This is a genomic window from Streptomyces yunnanensis (genome assembly GCF_029011865.1).
GTDB classification, from domain to species: Bacteria; Actinomycetota; Actinomycetes; order Streptomycetales; family Streptomycetaceae; genus Streptomyces; species Streptomyces yunnanensis.
Window position 1 is genome coordinate 8,752,496 of record NZ_CP095749.1, and the last position, 23,602, is coordinate 8,776,097.

Below are 23,602 nucleotides of genomic sequence, written 5' to 3' on the forward strand. Positions count from 1 at the left end.
GGCAGCGGAAGGGCCTGTCCGATGGGCCATGGTGTGACCGTCTGTGAGATGGTGCATGCCTGACTCACGAAGGCTGCCCAGGGGAGGCCGAAGGGACCTGTGGCGGGTCGGGAGCCGTGATCGCTGCCACCCGGAAGGTTCCTGGGCGTGTAACCCTTGGTGGCATTGCCGTGTACTTGAAAGGTGTAATAAATGGCTAGGGCAACCGCACGTCACATCTTGGTCGCCAGTGAAGACGAGGCGTCGAAGCTGAAGGCGCAGATCGAGGCCGGCGCAGACTTCGCCGGGCTTGCTCAGCAGCACTCCACCTGCCCCTCCGGGCGCCAGGGCGGTGACCTCGGGTCGTTCGGGCCGGGACAGATGGTCAAGGAATTCGACACGGTCGTCTTCTCTGCTCCGGTCGGCACGATCCAGGGCCCGGTGAAGACCCAGTTCGGGTTCCACCTCCTTGAGGTCACCAGCCGCGAGGACTGACGCGAGCGATGTGCCGGGCTGCGTCGTGAGGCGCAGCCCGGTTCCGTCTGATGCCGGCGACCGGCCTCTGCCTGTCCGTGGTAGCGTCGCTCTCTTCTCCGGAGCTTCCGGACGGAGTCCCGTCAGGCACGTGATGACCGACCCGCGCGAGCAACTCCACGATGCACTGAACGCTTTGGACGCTGCCTTTGCGCCACGTGCCGAACTGCCGGTTTCCGTGGGCGGCTGCACTCACTGCTACAGCGCTGCGGATCTTGAAGCCCTGGCCGGCCCCGTGCACCGGATCGCGGATGATCTGATCCACTGCGTCGCGCACGAGGAACCCGGACACTGGGACGATTTCCCCGGCCTGTACCGCAAGTTGGCTCCCCGGACCATCCGTTTCCTCGTTGCCGACAAGCTCAACCACGACATGGTCGCCTCCTGGTTCGTCGCCGCCGGGTGGCGCAACTGGACCGCGACGGAGTGCGCGGCGTTGGAGAACGTGTGGCATGCCTGGTGGCGGTCCGTCCTGCACAGTCACCCCGGCACCGGAGACGTCACCCACGTATTGGAGACGCTCGGGGCCATCACAGGCACCCTCATCGTGAGGTCGACAGCCGTGGCGGCGGGCAGGGCGCGAGGGCGGTCGCTGCGGCGGCGGATCGGGCGACGCGGCCTCGTGCCGAACCGCGGGCGGCACGGTCAGCCGGTCAACCCGCGGGTGGTGAGCGGGAGTTTCCACGCGTTGCGGCGGTGTGCGGCGGTGAGGGCGTGGTGCAGGGGAGAAGGGGGGACGGTCAGCACCGTGCAGCGGGCGCGTGCCAGGCAGTACCGGGAGACGGAGGGCCGCACCGCGCGGCGCAGCCTGCCGCGCGCTCCGGCGCCGATCACCAGGAGGTCGTCGTTGCGGTCCGCGGCCGTCAGCAGCACTGTGCCCGGCTTGCCGCGCCCGGTCATGGGCTGGAGCGGGACCCCGGGCCCCTCGCTGCCGAAGGCGGTGTCCAGCGCCTCCATGAGCTGCTCGTTCGCCATGCGATGCCACTTGGCGACCAGCGACGGAGGGTGGGAGCCGCCGCGGGTGGGGAGGTCGCCGCCGGGCGGCTCCCAGGCCAGTACGGCCCACAGTTCGGCGCCGCGCAGGCGGGCTTCGGCGGCGGCCCGGTGCAGGGCCGTCAGGCTCCCCAGTGAACCGCTCACGCCGGCCACGACGCGCGGGCCGAGGGGACCGGCCATGGGCCACGCTCCTTGTCTGTGCTGTCCTCGCGTGATCCGAGCCGTGCTTCCCTGTCGCGACTGCGTCCCGCGTGTCTGTGTCCCGTTCATCGAAGCGCCGTCGATGGAGCGGCCGGGTCTCGTTGGCGATTCCTTTACGCAGGCCCGGGAGACCCTGACGGCGCCATGACGCCGGCCGGGCCACCGGGCGGGGCGACCGGGTGCCGCCCCGCCCGGTGGTTCAGCCCTGGTTGGCCTTGCCGCCGTGGTTGGCCTTCTTCTTGCGGCGGGCCTTCTTCTTGCGGGCGCGCTTGGACATGGGGTGTAGGGGCCTTTCGGATGGGAGGGAGGCCGCCTTGTGGCGTCTCGGTGGGTGGTGTGTGTCAGGCGTGCTGTCCGACGAGTTGGTCGGCGAGCTTGGTGAGGCGCTTGACGGTGCGGTCCTCGGTGGCGGAGGGTGCGGGGTCGACGCGCTGGTCGCGGTCGTAGTAGGCGCCGTTGATGACGTCGATGGACGGGTCGCACAGCCGGACCACGTGGGCCGCGCCCTGCGTCGCGGTGTCGCCCTGGATGTCGTAGAGGGGGAGCAGGCCCGTCTCGCAGATGCCCGGGTGGACGGAGACCGCGGTGACCCGGGGGTCGGCGGCGAAGATGGTGAGTGCCAGCTGTGACTGGGCGTAGGCGGCGAGCCGGGAGTAGCGGCGGGCGCGCTGGGGGTCGTTCCATTGGATGGAGGCGGTGCGGTGCAGCGAGGAGGAGACGTTGACGACGCGTCCGCCGGGTTCTGCGGTGAGGGCCGGTTCCAGGAGGTGGGTCAGTAGGTAGTGGGCGAGGAAGTTGACCTGGAGGGCGAGCTCGTTGCCGTCGGCGGTGAGGGTGTGGCGTTCGGGCGCGGCGGTGGCGGCGTTGTTGACCAGGACGTCCAGGCGGGGGTGTTCGGCGAGGACGCGACGCGCCATCGCCTCGACCTCCTCCAGGCGCGTGAAGTCCGCGGAGAAGGCGCACAGTTGGGAGGCGTCGATGCCCGCGGTGGCGACGAGCCGGTCGGTGGCGGCCTGCGCCTCCTCGGCGGTGCGGCCGTGCACGAGGACGGTGGCGCCGCGTTCGGCGAGATGGCGGGCGGTTTCGAAGCCGATGCCGGAGGTGGCGCCGGTCACCAGGACGGTACGGGAGGAGAGGTCGTAGACGGACATGATCCATTCACAGGGCGAGGGTTAAAGGGGGAGGAGCGAGTGCGCCGTACTGGTTGCTCAGCTGAGCAGAGCTATGACGTACGTACGGGCGCACAAAAACGGGGCGCCTGATCAGGTCAGGGCGCCCCGTCCGAATGCGGGAGAGGTCTCAGCGCGAGGCGGAGGTCTCCGTGCAGCGCGGCGCACGACACAGGACCGCCTGATGAGGCGGACGGTCGAGAAGGAGCCAGGCGCTGTTCACAGCCTCATTGAATTCCGCGCCGCACCAGCCTTCAAGAGGGTTGCCCCACTTTTGACGTACCCATGACGGGCCGGGCTTTCCCGGAGACCGTCCCTACCCCGCCCATGTGGTCAGTTGACTGGCGTGCGCCGGTCGCGGATCGCGGTCGCCACCGTCATGGCGGTCCCGGCGAGGAGCGGCAGAAGCATCGCGACGAACAACCAGCCGGGCACCTCCGGATCGGGTGCGGAGCGCCACAGCACGCCACAGCCGATCAGGAGCGAGACTCCCGTACAGGCATTGAGCACCAGCAACGCCCGGGCGGTGCCGATTGCCGAGGCACGGGTGCGGGGCCGGTTGAGCGAGGACCTGACCAGTCCGTTGCCGAACGGCGCCGCCTCCTTCGGCATCTCGGCCTGCGGAGTCACCCTGAGGGTCAGCTCGGCGCAGGCGGTCAGCAGCACCGTCACCCCGAGATACACGAACACCAGCCCGAACGCGCTGCCGATCGACCGCTGCGTCCAGGAGTCCACCCCCTCGACGCCGAGGTGCTGAGGTATTCGGTTCGGCAGATGTGGATAGCGGAGGATGCCCCAGAGGGTCATCGCGGCGAGCAACGCGGCATTGGGAAGCAGCCAGGGCCGGACGGGACGTGAGAAGACCATGGGACCGATTGTCCGATGCCGAGGAGTTCGTTGCAGGCGAGGTGTCCCGTGAGGGCCACAACAATTCGGGCCCGGGGCCAGGGCCTGGAGCCAGGGGCCTGGGGCGTGGGGCCTGGGGCGTGGGGCGTGGGGCCTGGGTGAGGCGATGAAGGGAACAGCCGTACCGCGCAAGGGGTTTGCGTCTGGGGCCGGTGTGGGGAGGTGTTGCTCTGGGTGTCCCTGGGCGAGGCGCGCGTCTGCGGCCGGTGCTCTGCGGCAAGTTCTCGGTGCCATCCCATCGATGGGAGATCGGTCAATGAACGTCACTCTGGGTCGAAGTAGAGCGCGCACGGCCGTGCTCGCGTTTCTGGCTGCGGCCGCACTCGTGGTCGGTACGACGGCGACCGCCCCCGCAGCGTCATTACCTGCGAAGCAAAAGGGGCCGACCTCGGTGGCCTATGTCGAGGTGAACAACAACAGCATGCTCAACGTCGGCAAGTACACGCTGGCCAAGGGCGGTGGCAACGTCTTCGACGTAGCGGTCATCTTCGCCGCCAACATCAACTACGACGCCGGCAAGCAGTCGGCCTACCTGTACTTCAATGAGAACGTCCAGCGCGTCCTCGACGACGCGGCGACTCAGATCCGACCGCTACAGGCCAAGGGCATCAAGGTCATGCTGTCGGTGCTCGGCAACCACCAGGGTGCCGGGTTCGCCAACTTCCCTTCCAGGGACGCTGCCTCGGCGTTCGCCAAGCAGCTGTCCGACGCCGTCAGCAAGTACGGCCTGGACGGCATCGACTTCGACGACGAGTACGCCGAGTACGGGAAGAACGGCACGGGGCAACCCAACGACAGCTCCTTCGTCCACCTGGTCTCTGCGTTGCGTGACTACATGCCCGACAAGCTCATCTCCCTGTACGACATCGGCCCGTCGGCGGAGAAGCTTTCCTACGGCGGCGTGGACGTGTCGTCGAAGTTCAACTACGCCTGGAACCCGTGGTACGGGCAGTGGCAGGTACCGAATATCTCGCTGCCCAAGTCGAGCCTGTCACCGGCAGCGGTGGAGATCGGAAATACGCCTCCGAGCACCGCAGCCGACTTCGCCAAGCAAACCGTGGCCGGTGGGTACGGTGTGTACCTGACCTACAACCTCGACGGTTCCGACCGGCACGACTACCTCTCCGGATTCACCAGGGAGCTGTACGGCAGCGACGCCGTCTACACCCCTTGACGACACCCACGCGCATCACCCCGCTACGCCGCAGGAGTCCGGCGAGGCGAGGGCTTCGGCCGCGGAGGCACACGAGCCGCCCGGCTTGCTGAGGGGATAGGGGAAGCCCCCGACAGCTCCGCCACATACCCCTTCGTCGTGAAGCTGAAACATCTTCCGATGTCCGCCGACGAGGGTTCCGAGCCCTGGTGTGGACCGGACCGCGGGATGTGATGCGTCAACCACACCAGGTGGGAAACGGCAGCCCGAAGCGAGCCGACCCCTCAGAGGGAGATGAGGCAGCCGATGATGGGAGGGCAGTGCCCGTGGACGTGGATGCGGAGGTGGTCCGCCTCGTTGCCCCCGATGTGGACGGGGTCCTCGTCACCGTCGCCCCCGAACCGGGACTGTGCCTGGGCGGGTGCGATGAGCCCGAGGGAGAGGATTGCGCTTGCCGCCGCAATGGTCGTTATTCGACGAAAATGCGTCATGGCTTATTCCTCCTTAACAGGATTCAGCGGCACCTGCGGACAGGCACGCTAAGAAGCTACGCATTCACTCAAAGGTACCCGTATGGCCGATTCTGTCATCGGATGACTGGTCCATTCGCGTGAGTCGCACGCCCTCGGCAGTGCCCCCAATGGCGGTGTGACCTGGGGTTCCGTGGCCGGCCAAGAGGGCCGAGCACGGAAGCCCCGGACCGCTCTGGCCGGCCGCCGGGGTGCGGCGTCCGCGGGTGGCTCGGCCGGCGGGCGTCGGGCGTGGTCGTGCCTCACCAGGTGACCGGGAGCGTGGTCACCCCGTAGACGGTCGCCCTCTCGCGCAGCGGAATGTCGTCGGCGGGGCCGGCGAGGCGCAATCCCGGGAACCGGGCGGCCAGGGCGGGGAACGCGACGCGCATCTCCACCCGAGCCAGTTGCTGGCCGAGGCACTGGTGGGGGCCGTGGCCGAAGCCGACATGGCCCACGGGGTTGCGGTGCAGATCCAGGGTGTTCGGGCCGGTGAACTTCGCCGGGTCACGGTTGGCCGCCGACGACGCCAGCACCACCGTGGATCCCGACATGTTGGTCGTGGTGTCCAGACCCGCCGCGAGGAGCAGTCCTCCGATACCGGTGAGTTCGTCGTCGGTGAGATCGTGGGCGGTGAGGTCGCTGAGCACGTCGTCGGTCGGTTCGGCGCGCTTGGCCGTGACCAGTTCACGCACATAGGCGGTCAGCGCCTTGAAAGCCTCGTACGACTCGACCAGCCCTTCCGGTGTGGTGGTGTCGGCTCCGAAGATGGTGGCGGCGTCGGCGTGGAAACGCTCCCGGTCCTCGTAGGGCACGCCGAGCAGTTCACAGATCACCGTGGCAGGGATCGGTTGGGCGTAGGCCGTGACCAGATCGATCGGTCCGCCGTGCCGTTCCATGAGGTCGAGGTGCTCGGCGGCCACCCGCTCGATCCGTGCGGTCAGTTGTGTCATGCGGCGCACGGTGAACTTGCCGGTCAACAGCCTGCGGTACCGGGGGTGTTCCGGCGCGTCCATGCTGATGAAGACGCCGGGTTCCGGGGGCGGTGTGGTCCCCTCGTGGCCAGGCATCGGCGCATGCATGAGTTCGGTGCGCGCGCTGAAGCGAGGGTCGGCCAGCACGCGGCGCACCGTGGCGTGGCCGGTGGCCAGCCACCCCTCGTGCCCGTCCGGAAAGTCCAACGGGGTCAGCGGTGCCTGGGCGCTGATCCGGGTCAGTTCCGCGGGCGGGTCGAACGGGCAGCCCGGGGTGCGTGCGGTGAGCAACTCGACGTGGGAATCGACCATGCTGATGCCTCACTTGCCTGTGGGAGATCGCCAGAAGCCGGTGCCCGGGAACCGGATGCGAACGTTAGGTACGAGCCGAAACGCCAGTCAACGCAGTCCCTCCCGGGCGCATGCCGAATGCGCTGGTCAACGCCGCAATCGGTGAGTGCAATGACCCTGCCGGTTAATGCACACCGAGGGCGGTGCGTTGCAACGTTCGGCGACCGGCACGGATACTGACGACGAGGCGGGGCGAATCGGAGGGGACGGCCTACCGCGCACCGCAGCCGGTGTACTGCCGACGTGTTCGGTGCCGACTCCGTTGCCGGGGCCCGGCTCGCGGCGACGGGCCGGTTCCTCGAACAGCTCGGCAACGACCTCATCCGGTCCGCAACGCGGTACTGGCACGCCACGGCCGGCGAGAGGCAGGAAGACGCGCAGCCGGACCGGGCACCGTCCGAGGAGTACCCGAACTCCCGGTCGCGCTGGTCGCAACGAGCGGTACCGCCGCCGCCGGTGCCGCCTGGGCACGACACCGCACCTGCCCGCCCCTGAACGCCACCAGCTGAGCTGCACCTTCACGGACGAGGAACGCGTGCCGCCGTGGGCGACGGGGGTGACAGGTACCGTTCACGGCGAACGTAAGCTTCGGCCAAAGGGCGACAAGGAGAAGTCGGTGGGGCGGGACACAATGCTCGGCAGCCGCTATGAGCTGATCGAGCGGCTTGGCCGCGGCGGTATGGGCACGGTCCACCGCGCGATCGACCACCGGTTGCGACGCACGGTCGCCGTCAAGCTGATGTCCCCGGAACTGGCCCACCATCCCGAAGCGCGCGCCAGGTTCCAGCGTGAGGCGCACGCGGTGGCGGCCCTGAACCATCCGGCCGTCGCCACCATCCACGATGTCGGCGTGGAACCGGACGAGGAAGGCCCGCGGCCGTTCCTGGTGATGGAGTACGTGGCGGGCAGCACGCTCGCCGAGTCGCTGCGCACCGCTCCGCTGCCGGTCGCCCAGGCGGTCACCGTGGCGTGCCAGGTGCTCGACGCCCTGGACCACAGCCACCAACACGGCATCGTGCACCGGGACATCAAACCGTCGAACATCATGCTCACCGGCCCCACGACGGTGAAGGTGCTGGATTTCGGCATCGCCAAGGCACTGGCCGAGGCCGCCACCCGTCTCACCGGCAGCGGGGTGGCCCCCGGTACTCCCGCCTACCTGTCCCCGGAGCAGATCAGCGGCGTGGAGATCGACCACCGGGCGGACCTCTACGCCATGGGGTGCCTGCTGTACGAACTGCTCACCGGGGCACCGCCGTTCCGGGCGGATTCGCCGTTCGCCGTGATGCACCAGCACCTGTTCACCGAGCCGGTGCCCCTCACCCGGGTCCGCCCGCAGATACCCCCCGCGGTGGCGGCGGTGGTCGCGCGGGCTCTGCGCAAGGACCCGGCGGAGCGCTTCGAGGACGCGGCGGCGATGCGTGCGGCGCTGACCGACGCGCTCGGCGCCGCCTCGGCTCCGACGATGCAGGCGGACGCGCCGCTCCCGCCGGCTCCGGCGCCCGCTCGCGGCGCTGCCGTGCTGCGCCGGCTCCGCACGGCCCTCCGCCCGTCCATCGCGGGCGCGTTGGGACTGGTCGGAAGCCTGCTGTCGTTGCTGTGCGCCCACGGTGATCTCGTCGACACCGAGCACTTCGGCGATGTCGCCCTCGCGGCAGGGGTGTTGGGCCTGGTCGCACTGCCGTTGTCGCCCCGGCTGTCCAGCGTCGTGGCCTGGGGACCGGTGGCGGAGAGTATCGCGGTCTACTCCGAACTGCGGCGCGCCGAGGTCGGTTGGGACCGCGCGTATGCGGGCGTCGCGGTGCTGCTCGCGATCACCGCGGCCCTCTGCCTGGCCGGCGCGGCCCGTCAGCGGGACACCGGTCCCTACGCCGTGATCGCCTTCTGGTTCACCGCCACCGCGTCGATCTGGTACTTCCTCGACGACCTGCACAAGCTCTACGTCTTCTATTTCCTCCTGGCCGCGGTGACCCTTGCGGCAGCGGCCCAGGAGGCCGTCGGCCGGTACCGACGGCGCACGGCGAACCGCCGGCCGGCCGGCGAAGGCCGCCGCGTAGGGGTCGGCGGGGCGCCGCCCGGCCCGATCCGCCGGCCGGCCGACCACGGCGATCGCCGACCGGCGGGGAGCACTCCCACGGACCGGCTGCCCTCCGCAGGGGCGCGTTAGGGACGTCGACCGTCGGCGGTGCCGCCCGCCGGCCCCGCCTCGGCGCAGGATCCTTGCATCCTGCGCGTCCGCAGTCCGGGACGGCGGCGGGAACCGGCGTGCCCATGCGGTCGTCTACAGTTCCGAGCAGTGTCTACAAGGCTGTAGTCGACGGGTGGAACGCGTGACGTGGCCGGCCGGCGGTACCGGTCTCGGCGTCCGGGCCGGGTGCCTGTCCGGCACGGCCCAGGCGGCCGACGACCCGATGGAGGACCATGCACCACAAGATCCTGGTCGTTGAGGACGATCACGCCCTGCGTGACGTGCTCCGCCGTGGCCTCGCCGACGAGGGCTTCGCGCCGGTGCTCGCCGCCGACGGGGCCACCGCCCTGCGGCTGGTCGCCGACGACATCGGCGCGGTCGTCCTGGACGTCGGACTGCCCGACGCGGACGGCCGGGACGTGTGCCAGGCGATGCGCGCCAACGGGTTCATCGCCCCGATCCTCTTTCTGACCGCCCGCCACCACCTCACCGATCGACTGTCCGGGTTCTCCGCCGGCGGCGACGACTACCTGCCCAAGCCGTTCCATCTCGCCGAACTCGTCGCCCGGTTGCGGGCCACACTCAAACGTGCCGCGCCGCCGGCCGTCGCCACGGCCGGTGACCTGGTTCTGGACGCGACCCGGCACACCGCCGGTGTCGGCGATGCCCATGTCGAGCTGTCCCCGACGGAATTCCGGCTGCTGGCCACCCTGGTGGCCGCGGGCGGCGCCATCGTGCGCCGCCGCGACCTGGTCAGGGCCGCCTGGCCGGACGGAGCCCAGGTCAGCGACAACACACTGGACCAGTACCTGAGCCGGCTGCGCCGCAAGCTGCGCGAGGCGGGCAGCAACCTGAGTCTGCGAACGGTCCGCGGCATCGGAAACCGGCTGTCGTGATCCGCCCCCTGCGTCGCCCGGCTCCCCGTACCTTGCGCGGCCGGCTCTCGCTGGTCGCGCTGACCACCGCCGCGCTCCTGATGGCCATGCTGACCGTGGTGTTCAACACGGTGGTGGACCGTCACCTGCAGCACCAGGCGGACAGCGAGCTGGGCAGCCGCGCGGCCGCCGTCGCCACGACCGTCGACACCAGCGGCCCCGGGGTGCGGGTCGTGGAGACCGCCAACGACCGCCTCCTGGACGCCGACGTATGGATCTACACCGGGTCGCAGCTGCTGGAGAAACCACCGACGGCCACCGCCGACGGCACGCTGACCCGGGCCGCCGGCCGGCTCGCCGCGCGAGGAGGCGAGCGCTGCACGACGGTCGAGGCCGAAAGCCCTCGCCACGTCCGCCTGTGCTCCCGTCCGGTGTCCGGTCGTCGCAGCGCCGCCACGGTCGTCACCGCCCTGGACCTCGCCCCGTACCGCAACTCGGCGGACACCCTGCTGCTGGGCTCCCTGGTCCTGGACGCGGTCATGCTCGTGTGCACCTATGCGCTGACCCGCCTGGCCGTCGGGCGGGCGCTGCGCCCCGTGCGCACCATGACCGACCAGGCCACCCAGTGGAGCGCCGTCGGCTCCGACGAACGCTTCGGCGCCGAGGGCCAGCCGGCCGAACTGGCCCGCCTGGGCGCCTCATTGGACGCGCTGCTGGACCGCATACGCGCCGTGCTGCGCCACGAGCAGCAGCTGACCGGTGAGCTGTCCCACGAACTGCGCACCCCACTCACCCGGATCATCGTCGAACTCGACTGGTGGCGGACCCGCCCGCGCTCCGCCGCCGAGACCCGCGCCACCCACGAGGTGATCGCCGAGGCCGCCCAGTCCATGCGCACCATCTGCGACACCCTGTTGAACGACGCCCGTGAGAGCGCGCAGAACGCCTCCACCGCCCCCGGCGCGACGGCCGTCGTCCCCGTCCTGCACCGGCTCGTCCACGACCTCGACGGACGGGAGCGGGTGAAGGCCGTCATCGAGGTGTCGGATCCCGAGCTGACGGCGGGCCTGGCCCCCGCTCTCCTCGCACGCATCGTCAGCCCGCTGCTGGCCAACGCGGTCCGCTACGCCCGTTCGAGGGTGACGGTGTCCGTACGGCGGTCGCCCGGCGGTGTGCGTATCGATGTCGCCGACGACGGTCCCGGCGTACCCCGGGCATTCGTCGACGACCTCTTCCAGCCCGGCCGCCGGGCCGATGACGACGACGGACACGACGGCGCGGGTCTCGGGCTGCCGCTCGCCCGCCGGTTGGCCCGCGCCGCCGGCGGCGAGGTGTCCCACGATCCCACCTACACCCGCGGGGCGCGCTTCCTGGCCGACCTGCCCGCCGGGTGACCGGCGCCGGCTCAGCGGGTGTGGTCTGCCCGGATCAGCCCGCGTCCCGCGCGCTCTGCCGAGGTCGCGTCACATCCCTGCGGGTCACTGCCAGGTACCCGACCAGACCGAGGATGACGGCGAGGAACAGTGCGCTGGTGACGACGGTGCCCAGGCCCAGCCCGCCGTCGCCGGTCGGCTGGGAGAGGTAGTCGCCGAGGGACGCGCCGAGCGGGCGGGTGAGGATGTAGGCGATCCAGAAGCTCCACACCGCGTCCAGCCCGAGAGCGAAGTGGGCAACGGTGACGGTGGCGATCGCCAGGCCGAACAGGACCGCGGAGAGCGGGTATCCAAGGGCCAGACGCTCGGAGACCAGGTCCCCGGCCGCCGTACCCAGGGCGAAGGTGAACAGCACGGCGAGCCAGTAGAACGACTCGCGGCCGGTGGTGTCGATGTGGTGGATGGACAGCGTCCGCTCACGCCGGAACCAGACCACGAAGACGATCGCCAGGACGCTCGCGAAGACGGCCGTGCTGGCCTCCAGGGGGACACCCACGTTGTCCGTGAGGTTGTCGCTGATCAGCGTGCCGACGACGCTGATCAAGGCGACGGCCAGCCAGTAGACGCCCGCCCGGTAGGAGCCGGTGCGGAACTGTACGACCAGGACGACGGCCAGCAACGCGCTCATCAGCGCCGACACACCGGTCAGGCCGAGACCGACCTTCGCGTTGAGCAGGTCGGCCGCGGTCTCCCCGACCGTCGTGCACAGCACCTTGATGATCCAGAAGTAGAGGGTGACTTCGGGCACCTTGTTCCAGCCCGGTCGGCGACCGGAGCGCGCGGCGGCGCCGCCGGCCACTGAAGGCGCGGGGGGCTGTGATGTCTCGGATGTCATGACGCCCGACCGTGCCACCGAGCACCTGAACGCATCCTGACTGCCGTGCGGCGTGGGCCGCCCCGACCGCCCTCGCCCGAGCACCATGGATGCCATGACCACTGACCTCCACCGCCTTCGCATACCGGCACTCGCCCCCGTCCCCTCCGCCGCCGTGGAAGAAGGCCCCCTTGCCCCATCCGTCCCTCTCCTGCTCACCCACTGATCGGGCGACGGCCTGGCTGCGCCGGCGGCTCGGGCGCGCCGTCGTGGTGTCCTACGCCGCCGCCCTCTTCCTGCCCGGCCCCGGACTGTGGCTGCGCCGGGACCACACCGTGCCGCTCGGCACGCCGTCCGGCCTCCCGGTGAGCACGGCCCCGCTGCTGCTGGCCCTGGTGCTCTTCTGCGCCGGTCTCCAGGTGTCCGTCCGTGAACTGGGCCGCCTGGTGCGCAGGCCGACCGCCCTGGTTGCCGGACTGGCCCTGCACCTGGCGATCCCGCTCCTGGTCATCCCCGCCGTCGCGTTCGCACTGAGCCGGTCTCCCGACACGGACGGCGGCAGCGGCCTGGTCACCGCGACGATCCTGATCGTGGCGATGCCCGTCGCCGCCGGAGCCACCGTCTGGACCGGCAAGAGCGACGGCGACCAGCCCACCATGGTCGGGCTCGTGCTGGCCTCCACGCTCCTGAGCCCACTCACCATTCCGCTGGTCATCGGAGCCCTCACACCCCTCCTCAGCGACGACTACGCCAAGACGCTCAGTACGACCGCCGGCACCGCCCACGGCGGCTTCGCCCTCGTCGGCGTCGTCCTTCCCTGTGCGGCAGGCATCCTGTGCCGACTCGCGCTGCCGCGAACCTGGCGCAGTCGCGCACTGGCCGGGACGGTGCCGGTGTCCCTGGTCGCCTCGCTCGTCCTGACGTACGTGAACGCCAGCGGTGCCCTGGGCTCCTTCCTCGCGTCCCCGCGCCCCCTGCTCTTCGGCGCGGCACTGCTCGTGGCGGCGCTCGTGTGCCTGCTCTCCTTCGCATTCGGCCGCGCCGCCGCCCGTCTCCTGCGCCTGGACGCCCCGGCCGCCTCGTCGCTGACGCTCGCCTGCGGCATGAACAACAGCAGCGCGAGCGCCGTCCTGCTCACCACCACATTGCCTGACAAGCCACACCTGCTCCTGCCCGTCCTCGCGTACGGACTGCTCCAGAAGACCGCAGCGAACCGGGTCGTCGCCACGGCCTCGCGTCCATGAGCGGGCAAGCCACCGCTCGGCACCCACTGCCTGGTGGCCGGGCATCAGAGCTGAACGCCCTCGGCGAAGTCGGCGCGGCCGGCGGCCGGGGCGGGCCTGCGGTCGCAGGGGGGCGGTGAACCGGCATGTTGGTTAGGGTGGCAACTGGCGGCTGATCGTGCGGTGTTGGCCAGGGGGATTGCCGGGATGGCGAGTTGGGGACGGCGCGGGCCGGCGGATCCCGCGGTGTCGTGCAGGCCGGGAGCGGGTGGCCGCGGGGCTGTGGATGCGGTCGGACCGGACGCGGGGGTGGGCGTGTGACCGGCCGGTCGGCGCCCGCGGTGCTGCCTCCGTCGCTGCGCTCGTGGCTCGGGCCGATTGCGGCCCTCGCCGCGCTGGTGGTCGTCGTGCTCGGGGTCGTGTATGCCGACGACGGCAGGCCCGGCATGGTGGATGTGTGGATCCGGGCGGCGGTGGACGGCGTGCGGCCGTCGTGGCGGTATGTGGCTCTGGCCATGGACTTCCTGGGGGAGCCCGCCGGGTCGGCGACGCTGGTCGTGGTCACCGTGACGGGCTGCCTGCTGCTTCGGCGTCCTCGCGCAGCGGTGTTCGCGGTTGCCGGCGTCGGCATGTCGGTGGGGACGACGACGTTGCTCAAGCACCTGGTGGGACGCACCATCCACGGCGACAATCTGTCCTACCCGAGCGGGCACACCGCCTTCTTCACCGCGCTCTCCCTTGTGGTGGCGCTGCTCGCGACCGGCCGGCTCGGCCTCGGCCGGGCGGCCGGCACCCTGCTCGTGCTCGCCGCGGCGCTCGTGGCCGGCGCCGCGATGGGCTGGGCGCAGGTGGCCCTGGGCGCCCACTACCCGACCGACGTCCTCGGCGGCTGGTGCACCGCGTTGGTGGTGACAGCGGCGACCGGGTGGCTGGTCGACCGGCTGGCCGATCGGCTGGTCGTCCGGCGGATCGATCGGGTGGCCGACCGGGTGGCCGACGCCGATCGGCAGGGGCGCCGCTGACACACGTCACATCACGTCATATCTCGGCTCGTCACGACAAGCGGCGGAAGACCGGCTTCACCGGCCGCCCGGCCAGCCAGGGGGTGGGATCGGCGGCGTCAAGTGCCTTGCGGTACACCGCACATGCCTGGGCCACCACCTCCACGGTGCGGTCGATGTCGGCGTCGCCGAGCGCGCTGCTCACCACGAACGACGGGGCCAGTAATCCGCCCGCGAGGAGACGGCGCAGGAACAGGGTGCGGTACTGCTGCGACGGCCGGCGGTTCTCGTCGAGGGTGGCGAAGACCAGGTTGCTGGCCCGGCCCCGGACGACGATGTGGTCGCCGACGCCCATGCTCGCCGCGGCGTCGCGGACCCCCGCGGCCAACCGCTCACCGAGGGCGTGCAGCCGCGCGGTGATCCCCTCCTTGGTGTACGTGGTCTGCACGGCCATCGCGGCGGCCAGCGAGTGCGTTTCCGCACCGTGCGTGGTGGACAGCAGGAACACCCGGTCGCCGGAGTGACGGAGTCCGCCCTGCTCCATCAGGTCGCGGCGCCCGGCCAGCGCGGAGACGGCGAACCCGTTGCCCAGCGCCTTGCCGAACGTGGAGAGGTCGGGGACGACGCCGTACAGGCCCTGGGCGCCCGCCTCGGACCAGCGGAAGCCGGTGATCATCTCATCGAAGATCAGTACGCAGCCGTGCCGGTCGGCCAGTTCGCGCAGGCCGGCGAGGTACCCGGCAGTGGGCTCGGTGTGGGTGGCAGGTTCGAGGATCAGGCAGGCGATCTCGCCCTGATGGCGGGTCAGCAACTCCTCCGTGGTGGCCAGGTCCCCGTAAGGGAAGGACACCGTGAGCTCGGTGGTCGCGGCCGGGATACCGGCCGACATCGGGGTGGTGCCGATGAACCAGTCGTCGACGGAGAAGAACGGGTGGTCGCCGCAGACGGCCACCCGCGGGCGCCCGGTGACGGCGCGGGCGAGGCGCACCGCGGCGGTGGTGGCGTCGGAGCCGTTCTTCGTGAACTTCACCATCTCGGCGGTGGGCACCGTGGCCAGGAAGCGCTCCGCGGCCTCGACCTCCAGGACGGACGGCCGGACGAAGTTGCTGCCGCGGTGGAGTTCCCGCCGCACCGCCTCGATCACGCGGGGGTGGGCGTGGCCGAGACTGACCGAGCGCAGGCCGGAGCCGTACTCGATGTAGCGGTTGCCGTCGATGTCCCATACATGGGCACCGCGGCCGTGGCTGATGACCGGGGCGAGGTTCTCGGGGTACTGGTCGTCGCCCTTGGCGTAGGTGTGTGCGCCCCCGGGGATCAGGGCGTGCAGCCGCTCGTTCGCCTGCCGCGACCGGGGCAGGCTGAGCTCTTCGGTCTCTGCGTTGTTCTCGGTGGCCACGCCGACCTCAACTCTCCATGTTCTCAAGGGCCTTGGCGAGGCGCGGCGCCTCCAGGTCCCGCCGGGACATCGATGTGACCGGCAGCGGCCAGGGGATGGCGAGCTCCGGGTCGTCGAAGGCGATCGTCACGTCCTCGGCCGGATCGTGCGGGCGGTCGATCCGGTACGAGGTGTCGGCGGTCTCAGTCAGCGCCTGGAAGCCGTGCGCGCACCCCGCCGGGATGTACAGGGTCAGCTGCGTCTCGCCGGACAGCTCGAAGAAGGCCCGGTTGCGGTAGGTCGGCGAGTCCGTCCGCAGGTCCACGACGACGTCGAAGATCCTCCCGTACGAGCAGCGCACCAGCTTGGCCTCGCCGGCGCCGGAGCGCAGGTGCAGGCCGCGCAGCACGCCCCGGACCGAACGGGACACGCTGTCCTGGACGAAGGCGTCCGGGTCGAGGCCCACCGAGCGGACCACGTCGGCGTCGAAGGTGCGGCAGAAGAAGCCGCGTTCATCGGCGTACGGCGTCGGTTCGAAGAGGTACGCGCCGGCTATCGCCGGGACTTCGGTCGCTTTCATTCCGGGCGCATTCATGGAGCCTCCCGCAAGGCGTGGGCATGGGCGTGGGTGTGGTCGTTCGTCCGGAACACGGCCCTGGTCAAGGCCGTGAACTGGTGGTCGAGTTGGCGCGCGGCGAGAAGGTTCCGTTCGGCGAGGGTCCGGCGCAGCTCCGCCGATCGCTGCTCCAGTGCCCGGAACTGCTGGAGCAGCCGGTCGGCGTCGACCTCGCGAGCGGAGTGGCAGTACGGGCCGAGCCCCATCCGGTCCATGAGTGCGTCGCTCTTCGCCGCGTAGCTGAGTGCCAGCGTCGGCGTGCCGACCTTCAGCGCGCAGACCAGGTTGTGGTAGCGGGTCGCCACCACGGTGTCGGCCGCCGCAGTCTCCTTCATCAGGTCGGCCAGCGAGCCTGCCTCGGTAGCGGTGACCAGCGGTGAGTCCACCGCGTCGAGGATGGCGGTGACCACCGACGCGTCGCAGGCGTCGCCGGTGAGCAGCCGGACCGGCCGGCCGTCCTCGACCAGCGCGCGGACGAAGCGCGTCGTCCCGTCGAGGTAGCGCCGGTGGATCTCCTCGGCGCGGGCACGGTCGTCGTTGCCGCCGTGGAAGTCCATGACGCCGACGCAGACCGGGCCCGGTGTGCGCGAGGGCGCTTCCGCAGGCTCTCCGACAGGCTCCGAGCAGGGGATACCCCGTTCCCGCGGTGTGGGCAGGGCGAACGCGAGGTCCGGGTAGACCTCGTCGCGCGTGGTGTCCACGCCCATCTCCCGTAGCGCGGCGCGGGATTGGGCGTCCCGGTACGACCGGTACGTGGCCAGCCGTGCCGACCAGCGCACCAGCGCCCGGGTCGCCCGGTCGCCGATCGGTGCGGCGCCGACGCCGACCAGCGCGACCCGGGTGCCGAACAGCCGGCCGGACGCGCAGAGCAGGAACAGCGCGTACGGGAAGCCCCAGGGCCGCAGCGGCAGCGTCGCCTCCAGGACGCCCATGCCCGGCACGATCACCACGTCGTGCCGGCGCACCCAGGCGGCGGTGCGCACGACGTCGACGAGTTTGCCCAGGCCCTTGGCCGCGAGCGCGCCCGCCCTGGACGCGGTCCGGTACTCCCCGCGGTACCAGTGCAGCCGCGTCGCGGGGATCCGGTACCGGGACGCGACGACCTCGGGTCCGCCGCACAGCGCGTCCACGACCGCCGTCGGGTGCGCGGCGCGGAGGTACCCCAGCACGGCCTCAAGCGATCCGTCGTTGCCGAGGTTGCCGGAGCCGAGCAGGCCGAACACCCCGACGCGCGGGGGAGTTTCGCCCGTGGACGTCATGCCTGCCGTCCCTCACGGCCGGCCACCAGGTCGTCGACGCGGACGGTGAGCTCGGCCGTGTCGACCGGGGCGCGGTCCTCAACCCGCTCGCCGGCGCCCGGCCGGACCCGGCTGGTCATCCATGCGGCCAGGTGCCGGAAGCACGCGCGCCGGTCGGCCGCGGACAACGGCGCCCGCCGGATCGCCGAGACGAAGCCCTGGACGTACTCGGCGAGCAGCCGGGGCGTCGGGTGCAGCGGGCCCGCCCGGCGCGGGTCCAGGTTGACGCACCGGGAGCGCTTGGAGGGGTTCGCCCGCTCGGCCCGGGTGGGGTGGTCGCGGCGGAAGTACAGCAGTTCCGGCACCTGGTGGAAGGGTCCGTGCAGGACGATCTCGGCGACGAACGTGCGGTCCGCGTGGTGGTAGCTGTCGTGCGGTCGCACCCGGCGCAGCATGTCGGCCCGCATCACGCCGTAGAAGTCGTCGCCACCGGGCTCGAAGAGGAAACTGCGGAAGCGCTCCGGCGCGCTCGGCGAGTCGGTGGCGAGCCCGTACTCGTACGGGACCTTCAGTTGGCCGTCGCCGTCGATGACCGCTTGGCCGGAGTGCGCGAGGACCACGTCCGGCCGCTCGTCCAGCGCCTCCACGCAGCGCCGCAGCAGGTCCCGGGCGTACAGGTCGTCGTGCGAGGCCCACTTGAAGAGCTCGCCGCGGCACTGGGTGAACACGTAGTTGTGGTTCGGTGCGGCGCCGACGTTCCGGGCCAGCCGGAGGTAGCGGATGCGCGCGTCCTGCGCGGCGTACTTGCGGCAGATGTCCTGGGTCCCGTCCGTCGAGGCGTTGTCGGTGATGACCAGCTCGAAGTCCTCGTAGGTCTGGCCGAGCAGGGCGTCGAGCGATTCGGCGAGGTACTCCTCGCCGTTGTACACGGGCAGGCCGATGCTCAACCGGGGATGGGCGGTCATGACGTCCTCACTTCGGGGATGGGGTTCTGGTGGCGCTCGCGCAGGGCGGACCGCAGCTGCAGCCACCACACGGCCGAGCCGCAGACGGTGGCGGCGGCGACGCCCCAGGCCGAGCCGACCGTGCCGGCAACGGCCGCACCGCCGAGCCCGCCGATGACGTAGCAGGTGGAGGCGAACAACTGGCAGCGCAGGCTGCGCCGGGCCGCGGCGAGCGCACGCAGCCCGGCCGCCGCGCCGGTGCCGAGGCCGGCGCCCGCGACGCCGAGCGCGGCCGGCACGACGAGCTGCGAGGCAGAGCTCCAGACGCCGCCGAGCACGAGCTCGCCGACCCGGTCCGGCACCAGCAGCAGCGCCGCGCCCCAGAGCAGCGCGGCGACGGCCTGCCCACCGCCCAGCAGGAGGCAGAACGTGCCGAGGCGGTGCGGGGTCCGCCGCAGCACCCGTGCCGCCTCCGCGACGGTGACCAGCGAAAGACCCATCAGCACAGCCATGAACGGGCCGAGCAGGAGCTCGGCACCCCGGACCGCACCCACCGCGCCGACCCCGACGATCGCGCCGAGCCCGTACGCCCGGAGCTGGCTCGCGCCGCTCGTGCTGACGTTCTCCACCAGGTACCGGTAGCCGAGGTCCCGGTGCTCGCGCAGCCACTCGCGCGCTCCGGTCAACCGGGGCCGGATACCGGACTGCAGAGCGCCGTAGGCCGCGGCCACCGCGGCGGACGCGCCCCAGGCGAGCACGAAAGCGGCCACGCTGCCCACGCGGGCCGCCAGCACCATGGCCGGGACGAGCGCGACGCCCCACACCAGGTCGTTGACGAACGCCTTCCGCCCGGTGCCGGCGGCGAAGAACGCGTACCGCCAGGCATCCTGCAACAGCAACCCCGGCAGCGCGACACCGAGACAGGCGAACGCGGAGCCCACGTCACCGCCGAGCGCCGGGCCGACCGCCAGGCACGCCGCGCCGATGGCGGCACCGACGCCGAGCGCGGTGCCCGAGGACCGGGCCACCGCCCCGCGCCAGGACGCGTCCGACACGCCGCTGAAGCGCACCACGAGCGGATCGGTGGCCAGCCCGCGGGAGACGCTGAGCACCACGCCGTAGGTCACCCAGGCCAGGCTGAACACGCCGAACGCGGTCAGCCCCAGCGAGCGGGCCACGTAGATCCCCACCACGAAGTTGGACAAGCTGGAGGCCGCCTGGTCGGCCAGTCCCCAGGACAGCCGGCCGACCATGGCCCGCTTGGCGGTCCGCGGGGCGTGTCCGGCCGGTGCCGCCGGTGCCGTCGTCTGCTCCCCTCCGGTGGTCATCGGCGTCATGCCTTGATCAGCCCGGCGGCGCCCAGGGCGCCGGCCGCGACGGCGACGGTGTCGAACGGCAGCCCGGACCGCTCGGCGACGTCCAGCAGACTGTGTTCGCCGTCGGAGAGGTTGAGCACCCAGAGCATGGCCAGCTGGGCCTGCTTGGTGTCGCTGCGCCCGCCGAGCGCGTCGTACAGCCCGCGGCGGCCCAACTGCGGTTCGCCGTAGGGGCTGAGGTTGAGGTACCGCCGGTTGCGGTCGAGCACGGCGAACGCCTCGCGGCAGACGGCGAGGGTGTCCGCCATCGCCTCCGGGGAGACGAAGTCCGGGTTGTCCGCCGAGGTGTGGTACTCGGGGTAGCCGGCGTACGGGGTCCGGCTGAGCGAGCCCACGCCGAGGTCGAACCCGGGCGAGCAGTACTGCCGCTCGTCGTAGCCGTACGGCGTGAACTCGACGATGTGGTGCGGGCGTTCGGAGGCGGCCAGCACGTGCCGCAGCACCCGGTCGATCTCCGCGTCGCCGCGTCTGCTCTGCTTGTACGTGAGCCGGCCCCGGTCGCCGGCGCAGGCCAGCACCAACCCGTGCTTGACCTGGTCGATCCGCTCCGCGTTGCGGGCCAGCCAGGTGATCGCGCCGATGGTGCCGGGCGCGTAGATGAACCGGTAGGTGTAGTACGGCGTTTCCTGCGCCAGCGCGCGGGCCAGGAACGTCGCCACCGCGATGCCGGCCAGGTTGTCGTTGGCCAGCGACGGATGGCAGGTGTGGCAGGAGACGATCACCTCGTCGGGGACCTGACCGGGGATCACATGCTCGGCGTAGGTGAGGTGGCCGTCGGCGAGGGTGGAGTCGATGCGGACCTCGTAGTCGCCTTCCGGTAGCGCGTCGAGGGTCTCCTGGGCCAGGCAGAACCCCCATTCCGGCTTGTAGTAGCTGGTGCGGTACGGCACCCAGGTGGGGTGGTCCGGCAAGGTGTGCAGGTGTGCGCGCAGCTCGGCCAGCGGCATGGTCGCCGCCACCGGCACGCTGTAACCGAGCACGTGCAGGCTGGACTCGGCGAAGTCCACGACCCGCCTGCCCGTGGCGTCGGCGATGTACGCGTCCCGGATGTTCCACTCCTGCGGCACCGTCCAGTCGAGCACCTGGGTCCCGCTCGGCACCTCGTGCACCTGTAGCGGGAGGTACTCGCCGACGATGTCCAGGGTGGTGCGCACACCGTCGCCGGTGATGCTCCGGCACAGCGGGTACAGCCGCTCCACCAGTGCGTGCATCTCTTCGCCGACCGCGGTCATCGGCGCCGCCGCAGGGTGTCGTCGACGGCGCCGGCGTCGGACGCCGCGCGCAGCACGGCGAGGCGGGTGAAGCGCTGCTCGAAGTCCTCCCGGGTCAGGGCGAACTTCCGGTAGGCGTCGGCGAGTTCGCGCGCACCCCGCTCCACCGTCCACGCGCAGTCGAAGCCGGGGATCGCCGTACGGAACCGGGAGAAGTCCACCCGGTACGAGCGCGGATCGGCGCCGTTCTCCCCGGTGATCCTGACCTTCGCGCCGGAGACCGCCTCGGCGACCCGCTCGGCGATCTCGGCGACCGTGACGTTGTTGGCCTCGCTGCCGATGTTGAACGCCCGGTCGTGCACCGCCCCCCGCGGCGCGGTCAGCGCGGCCGCGAAGGCCCGTGCGATGTCGGCGGCGTGCACCAGCGGGCGCCAGGGGGTTCCGTCGGAGAGCACCAACACCTCACCGGACAGCAGCGCGTGGCCCACCAGGTTGTTCAGCACGATGTCGGCGCGCAGCCGGGGGGAGTAGCCGAAGGCGGTGGCGTTGCGCATGTACACCGGGGTGAAGTCGCCGTCGGCCAGCGCGTGCAGGTCGTCCTCCACCCGCACCTTGGACTCCGCGTACGGCGTCACCGGGCGCAGCGGGGCGTCCTCGGCCACCAGGTCGTCACCGCCGGCGGCGCCGTAGACCGAGCAGGTCGACGCGTACAGGAAGCGCCGTACTCCGGCGTCGCGGGCCAGTTGGGCGAGGTGTACGGACGCGCGGTGGTTGATGTCGTAGGTGAGCTCCGGCGCCAGCGATCCCAACGGGTCGTTGGACAGCGCGGCCAGGTGGATCACGGCGTCCACCCCGGCCACGTGTTCGGCCGTGACGTCGCGCAGGTCCACCTGATGCCCGGACGGGTCCGCAGGTGTCGGGCCGAGGACGCAGTCGGCGAACAGGCCGGCGTCGAGGCCGACGACCTCGTGTCCGGCGGCCGTGAGGACCGGGGCCATCACGGTGCCCAGGTAGCCCTGGTGTCCGGTGAGCAGTACGCGCAAGGTTCAATCCCCCAGGTCGAGAGTGAGTTTGGTGACGGCGAACGCCTCGGCGTAGCGCGCGTGGCATTCGATTCCGCGGATCCGGGCGAGGCCGAGGAATGCCTCCCGGTCGTACCAGGGCCGGTGCCGCTGCGAGGGGTAGTGCTCCTGCAGCAGCCGTACCTTCCGTTCGGCGATCTCGGGCGACAGCGGCTGGTACGCCGTCGGACGGCCGAGGTCGCCGTCCCACTTGACGATCTCGTAGCCGAACACGAGGTGGTCGCGGAACGCGGTGGGAATCAGCTGCGCCAGGCCGCGGTGGTCCTGGTGCGCGTCATCGGTGCGCGGGGCGAGGACGAGGTCCGGCTCGGTCGCCGCGCGCAGCTCCTCGACCGCGGCCTTGGCCTCGTCCCAGTGCACGGGCAGTCGACCGTCAGGCAACTTGTGCACGGTCAGGTGCAGTTCTGCGCCCGGGCAGAACGCGGCCAGCGCGGCCTGCTCCTCCTGCTCCCGCTCGCTGCCACCGCCGGAGAGCACCAGCGCGTCGATGCGGAGACCCGGCCGTGCCAGGCACATCGTCAGCAGCGTGCCGCCGGCGCCGATAGCGATGTCGTCGCAGTGCGCGCCCACCGCGACGACCCGGTCCAGGCGCCCGGCCCCGAGCCGGATCACGCCCTCGCTCCGGCGCAGTCCCTGCTGCCGGTCGCGCCCGCCCCCGCGCCGTCCCGTTCCCACACGGCCCACGGGCGGTCGCCCCGGGCGTAGGCGGCGTCGAGCGCGGCCCGCTCCTTCACGGTGTCGGTGGGCTTCCAGAAGCCGCGGTGCTGGTGCGCCACCAACCTTCCGCGTTTGGCGAGTTGGGCGCATCCGTCAGCGACCAGGTCCCCGTTCTCCGGTATGTGGTCGAAGACCTCCTGGCGGAGCACGAAGTAGCCGCCGTTCTCCCACAGCGGCAGTTCGCTCACCGCGGTGATGCCCCCCACCAGGCCGTCCTCGCCCAGGTCCACGCAGTGGAACGAGGACTGCGGCGGCACCACCATCATCGACGCGCCGGCGTCGCGCCGGGCGAAGGAGTCGATCATCTCCGGCAGCGGGGCGTCGGTGAGCACGTCGGCGTAGTTGGCGAGGAACATCTCGTCGCCGTCCAGGTGGTGCCGCACCCGGCGCAGCCGCTCACCGATCGGCGACTCGACGCCGGTCTGCGCGAACGTGATGGTCCAGTCGGCGATGTCGGTGGACAGCAGCTCGGTCCGCCCGCCCCGCAGCACGAAGTCGTTGGACGTGGTCTCCTCGTAGTTGAGGAAGAAGTCCTTGATGTGGTGCGCCCCGTAGCCGAGGCACAGGATGAACTCCCGGTGCCCGAAGTGCGCGTAGTAGCGCATGACGTGCCAGATCAGCGGCCTGGGGCCGACCATCGCCATCGGCTTGGGCGCTTCATCGTAGACGCCGGCGCCGCTGCGCATCCGCATCCCGTAGCCGCCGCAGAACAGTACGACCTTCATGCTGCAACCTCT

At 71.3% G+C, this 23,602-nt stretch carries 24 protein-coding genes; 8 read left to right on the forward strand and 16 right to left on the reverse strand.

Annotated features, from left to right (window positions below):
* Positions 1-192 precede the first annotated feature (192 nt).
* A complete protein-coding gene (locus tag MOV08_RS38285) occupies positions 193-474 on the forward strand; it encodes a peptidylprolyl isomerase (RefSeq protein ID WP_039638778.1) in 282 nt (93 codons plus the stop codon).
* 684 nt (positions 475-1,158) lie between these two features.
* Here the strand turns inward: MOV08_RS38285 and MOV08_RS38290 are convergent.
* From MOV08_RS38290 to MOV08_RS38300, 4 genes are all read right to left on the reverse strand, one after another.
* Positions 1,159-1,689 (reverse strand): universal stress protein, encoded by a 531-nt coding sequence (locus MOV08_RS38290; protein ID WP_039638779.1) that lies wholly within the window; start codon positions 1,687-1,689, stop codon positions 1,159-1,161.
* Positions 1,690-1,909: 220 nt separating this feature from the next.
* A complete protein-coding gene (locus tag MOV08_RS44415; RefSeq protein ID WP_466872072.1) occupies positions 1,910-1,987 on the reverse strand; it encodes a 50S ribosomal protein bL37 in 78 nt (25 codons plus the stop codon).
* Between the two features lie 64 nt (positions 1,988-2,051).
* On the reverse strand, positions 2,052-2,861 hold the full coding sequence (locus MOV08_RS38295; protein ID WP_275310710.1) for an SDR family NAD(P)-dependent oxidoreductase: 810 nt from the start codon (positions 2,859-2,861) through the stop codon (positions 2,052-2,054).
* Between the two features lie 351 nt (positions 2,862-3,212).
* Positions 3,213-3,746: a DUF1648 domain-containing protein gene (locus tag MOV08_RS38300; RefSeq protein WP_275310711.1), complete on the reverse strand. Its 534-nt coding sequence runs from the start codon at positions 3,744-3,746 to the stop codon at positions 3,213-3,215.
* Between the two features lie 295 nt (positions 3,747-4,041).
* Between MOV08_RS38300 and MOV08_RS38305 the strand changes: the two genes are divergently transcribed.
* Positions 4,042-4,959, forward strand: coding sequence for an endo-beta-N-acetylglucosaminidase H (locus MOV08_RS38305; protein WP_275310712.1), 918 nt, complete (start codon positions 4,042-4,044; stop codon positions 4,957-4,959).
* A gap of 263 nt (positions 4,960-5,222) precedes the next feature.
* On the opposite strand, the gene MOV08_RS38310 is transcribed toward MOV08_RS38305, so the two are convergent.
* Together MOV08_RS38310 and MOV08_RS38315 are read right to left on the reverse strand one after the other, a co-directional pair.
* Positions 5,223-5,429, reverse strand: a complete 207-nt coding sequence (locus MOV08_RS38310) for a hypothetical protein (protein WP_039638786.1) — start codon at positions 5,427-5,429, stop codon at positions 5,223-5,225.
* A 281-nt stretch (positions 5,430-5,710) separates the two neighbouring features.
* On the reverse strand, positions 5,711-6,733 hold the full coding sequence (locus MOV08_RS38315) for a cytochrome P450 (protein WP_275310713.1): 1,023 nt from the start codon (positions 6,731-6,733) through the stop codon (positions 5,711-5,713).
* A gap of 282 nt (positions 6,734-7,015) precedes the next feature.
* On the opposite strand from MOV08_RS38315, the gene MOV08_RS38320 reads away from it, so the two are divergent.
* The 4 genes from MOV08_RS38320 (at position 7,016) to MOV08_RS38335 (ending at position 11,229) form a co-directional block, all read left to right on the forward strand.
* Positions 7,016-7,267, forward strand: a complete 252-nt coding sequence (locus MOV08_RS38320) for a hypothetical protein (RefSeq protein ID WP_275310714.1) — start codon at positions 7,016-7,018, stop codon at positions 7,265-7,267.
* Between the two features lie 121 nt (positions 7,268-7,388).
* Positions 7,389-8,939, forward strand: coding sequence for a protein kinase domain-containing protein (locus tag MOV08_RS38325; protein WP_275310715.1), 1,551 nt, complete (start codon positions 7,389-7,391; stop codon positions 8,937-8,939).
* Between the two features lie 254 nt (positions 8,940-9,193).
* Positions 9,194-9,856 (forward strand): response regulator transcription factor, encoded by a 663-nt coding sequence (locus MOV08_RS38330; protein ID WP_275310716.1) that lies wholly within the window; start codon positions 9,194-9,196, stop codon positions 9,854-9,856.
* Complete coding sequence (locus tag MOV08_RS38335) at positions 9,853-11,229, forward strand: sensor histidine kinase (RefSeq protein WP_275310718.1); 1,377 nt, start codon at positions 9,853-9,855, stop codon at positions 11,227-11,229. The genes MOV08_RS38330 and MOV08_RS38335 overlap by 4 nt, the downstream gene beginning before the upstream one ends.
* A 34-nt stretch (positions 11,230-11,263) precedes the next feature.
* On the opposite strand, the gene MOV08_RS38340 is transcribed toward MOV08_RS38335, so the two are convergent.
* On the reverse strand, positions 11,264-12,103 hold the full coding sequence (locus MOV08_RS38340) for a COG4705 family protein (RefSeq protein ID WP_275310720.1): 840 nt from the start codon (positions 12,101-12,103) through the stop codon (positions 11,264-11,266).
* Positions 12,104-12,273: 170 nt separating this feature from the next.
* Here MOV08_RS38340 and MOV08_RS38345 point away from each other — a divergent pair, with 170 nt between their 5' ends.
* Positions 12,274-13,326 (forward strand): bile acid:sodium symporter family protein, encoded by a 1,053-nt coding sequence (locus tag MOV08_RS38345; RefSeq protein ID WP_275310722.1) that lies wholly within the window; start codon positions 12,274-12,276, stop codon positions 13,324-13,326.
* A gap of 296 nt (positions 13,327-13,622) precedes the next feature.
* Positions 13,623-14,327 (forward strand): phosphatase PAP2 family protein, encoded by a 705-nt coding sequence (locus MOV08_RS38350; protein ID WP_275310724.1) that lies wholly within the window; start codon positions 13,623-13,625, stop codon positions 14,325-14,327.
* Between the two features lie 31 nt (positions 14,328-14,358).
* On the opposite strand, the gene MOV08_RS38355 is transcribed toward MOV08_RS38350, so the two are convergent.
* Genes MOV08_RS38355 through MOV08_RS38395 form a run of 9 tightly spaced genes read right to left on the reverse strand, consistent with a single transcriptional unit; the run spans position 14,359 to position 23,590 of the window.
* The gene (locus MOV08_RS38355; protein ID WP_275310725.1) at positions 14,359-15,702 is read right to left on the reverse strand and encodes a glutamate-1-semialdehyde 2,1-aminomutase; all 1,344 of its coding nucleotides are present in this window, start codon (positions 15,700-15,702) and stop codon (positions 14,359-14,361) included.
* Between the two features lie 7 nt (positions 15,703-15,709).
* Complete coding sequence (locus MOV08_RS38360) at positions 15,710-16,261, reverse strand: dTDP-4-dehydrorhamnose 3,5-epimerase family protein (RefSeq protein ID WP_275310727.1); 552 nt, start codon at positions 16,259-16,261, stop codon at positions 15,710-15,712.
* 11 nt (positions 16,262-16,272) lie between these two features.
* Positions 16,273-17,556, reverse strand: coding sequence for a polysaccharide pyruvyl transferase family protein (locus MOV08_RS38365; RefSeq protein WP_275310729.1), 1,284 nt, complete (start codon positions 17,554-17,556; stop codon positions 16,273-16,275).
* Entirely contained in the window at positions 17,553-18,500 is a 948-nt protein-coding gene (locus tag MOV08_RS38370) for a glycosyltransferase family 2 protein (RefSeq protein WP_275310731.1), read from the reverse strand. The genes MOV08_RS38365 and MOV08_RS38370 overlap by 4 nt, the downstream gene beginning before the upstream one ends.
* Positions 18,497-19,807: an MATE family efflux transporter gene (locus tag MOV08_RS38375; RefSeq protein WP_275310733.1), complete on the reverse strand. Its 1,311-nt coding sequence runs from the start codon at positions 19,805-19,807 to the stop codon at positions 18,497-18,499. Before MOV08_RS38375 ends, MOV08_RS38370 begins: the two co-directional genes overlap by 4 nt.
* 5 nt (positions 19,808-19,812) lie before the next feature.
* Positions 19,813-21,087: a DUF4910 domain-containing protein gene (locus MOV08_RS38380; protein WP_275310735.1), complete on the reverse strand. Its 1,275-nt coding sequence runs from the start codon at positions 21,085-21,087 to the stop codon at positions 19,813-19,815.
* Positions 21,084-22,109 (reverse strand): NAD-dependent epimerase/dehydratase family protein, encoded by a 1,026-nt coding sequence (locus MOV08_RS38385; protein WP_039638806.1) that lies wholly within the window; start codon positions 22,107-22,109, stop codon positions 21,084-21,086. Before MOV08_RS38385 ends, MOV08_RS38380 begins: the two co-directional genes overlap by 4 nt.
* Positions 22,110-22,112: 3 nt before the next feature.
* Entirely contained in the window at positions 22,113-22,760 is a 648-nt protein-coding gene (locus MOV08_RS38390; protein WP_275310736.1) for a PIG-L deacetylase family protein, read from the reverse strand.
* Complete coding sequence (locus MOV08_RS38395) at positions 22,757-23,590, reverse strand: glycosyltransferase family protein (protein ID WP_039638809.1); 834 nt, start codon at positions 23,588-23,590, stop codon at positions 22,757-22,759. Before MOV08_RS38395 ends, MOV08_RS38390 begins: the two co-directional genes overlap by 4 nt.
* Positions 23,591-23,602 lie beyond the last annotated feature (12 nt).

Coding starts and splice junctions, on each gene's coding strand:
- MOV08_RS38285 (WP_039638778.1), top strand. CDS start 193: ATGGCTAGGGCAACCGCACGTCACATCTTGGTCGCCAGTGAAGACGAG.
- MOV08_RS38290 (WP_039638779.1), bottom strand. CDS start 1,689: ATGGCCGGTCCCCTCGGCCCGCGCGTCGTGGCCGGCGTGAGCGGTTCA.
- MOV08_RS44415 (WP_466872072.1), bottom strand. CDS start 1,987: ATGTCCAAGCGCGCCCGCAAGAAGAAGGCCCGCCGCAAGAAGAAGGCC.
- MOV08_RS38295 (WP_275310710.1), bottom strand. CDS start 2,861: ATGTCCGTCTACGACCTCTCCTCCCGTACCGTCCTGGTGACCGGCGCC.
- MOV08_RS38300 (WP_275310711.1), bottom strand. CDS start 3,746: ATGGTCTTCTCACGTCCCGTCCGGCCCTGGCTGCTTCCCAATGCCGCG.
- MOV08_RS38305 (WP_275310712.1), top strand. CDS start 4,042: ATGAACGTCACTCTGGGTCGAAGTAGAGCGCGCACGGCCGTGCTCGCG.
- MOV08_RS38310 (WP_039638786.1), bottom strand. CDS start 5,429: ATGACGCATTTTCGTCGAATAACGACCATTGCGGCGGCAAGCGCAATC.
- MOV08_RS38315 (WP_275310713.1), bottom strand. CDS start 6,733: ATGGTCGATTCCCACGTCGAGTTGCTCACCGCACGCACCCCGGGCTGC.
- MOV08_RS38330 (WP_275310716.1), top strand. CDS start 9,194: ATGCACCACAAGATCCTGGTCGTTGAGGACGATCACGCCCTGCGTGAC.
- MOV08_RS38340 (WP_275310720.1), bottom strand. CDS start 12,103: ATGACATCCGAGACATCACAGCCCCCCGCGCCTTCAGTGGCCGGCGGC.
- MOV08_RS38360 (WP_275310727.1), bottom strand. CDS start 16,261: ATGAAAGCGACCGAAGTCCCGGCGATAGCCGGCGCGTACCTCTTCGAA.
- MOV08_RS38365 (WP_275310729.1), bottom strand. CDS start 17,556: ATGACGTCCACGGGCGAAACTCCCCCGCGCGTCGGGGTGTTCGGCCTG.
- MOV08_RS38370 (WP_275310731.1), bottom strand. CDS start 18,500: ATGACCGCCCATCCCCGGTTGAGCATCGGCCTGCCCGTGTACAACGGC.
- MOV08_RS38375 (WP_275310733.1), bottom strand. CDS start 19,807: ATGACCACCGGAGGGGAGCAGACGACGGCACCGGCGGCACCGGCCGGA.
- MOV08_RS38380 (WP_275310735.1), bottom strand. CDS start 21,087: ATGACCGCGGTCGGCGAAGAGATGCACGCACTGGTGGAGCGGCTGTAC.
- MOV08_RS38395 (WP_039638809.1), bottom strand. CDS start 23,590: ATGAAGGTCGTACTGTTCTGCGGCGGCTACGGGATGCGGATGCGCAGC.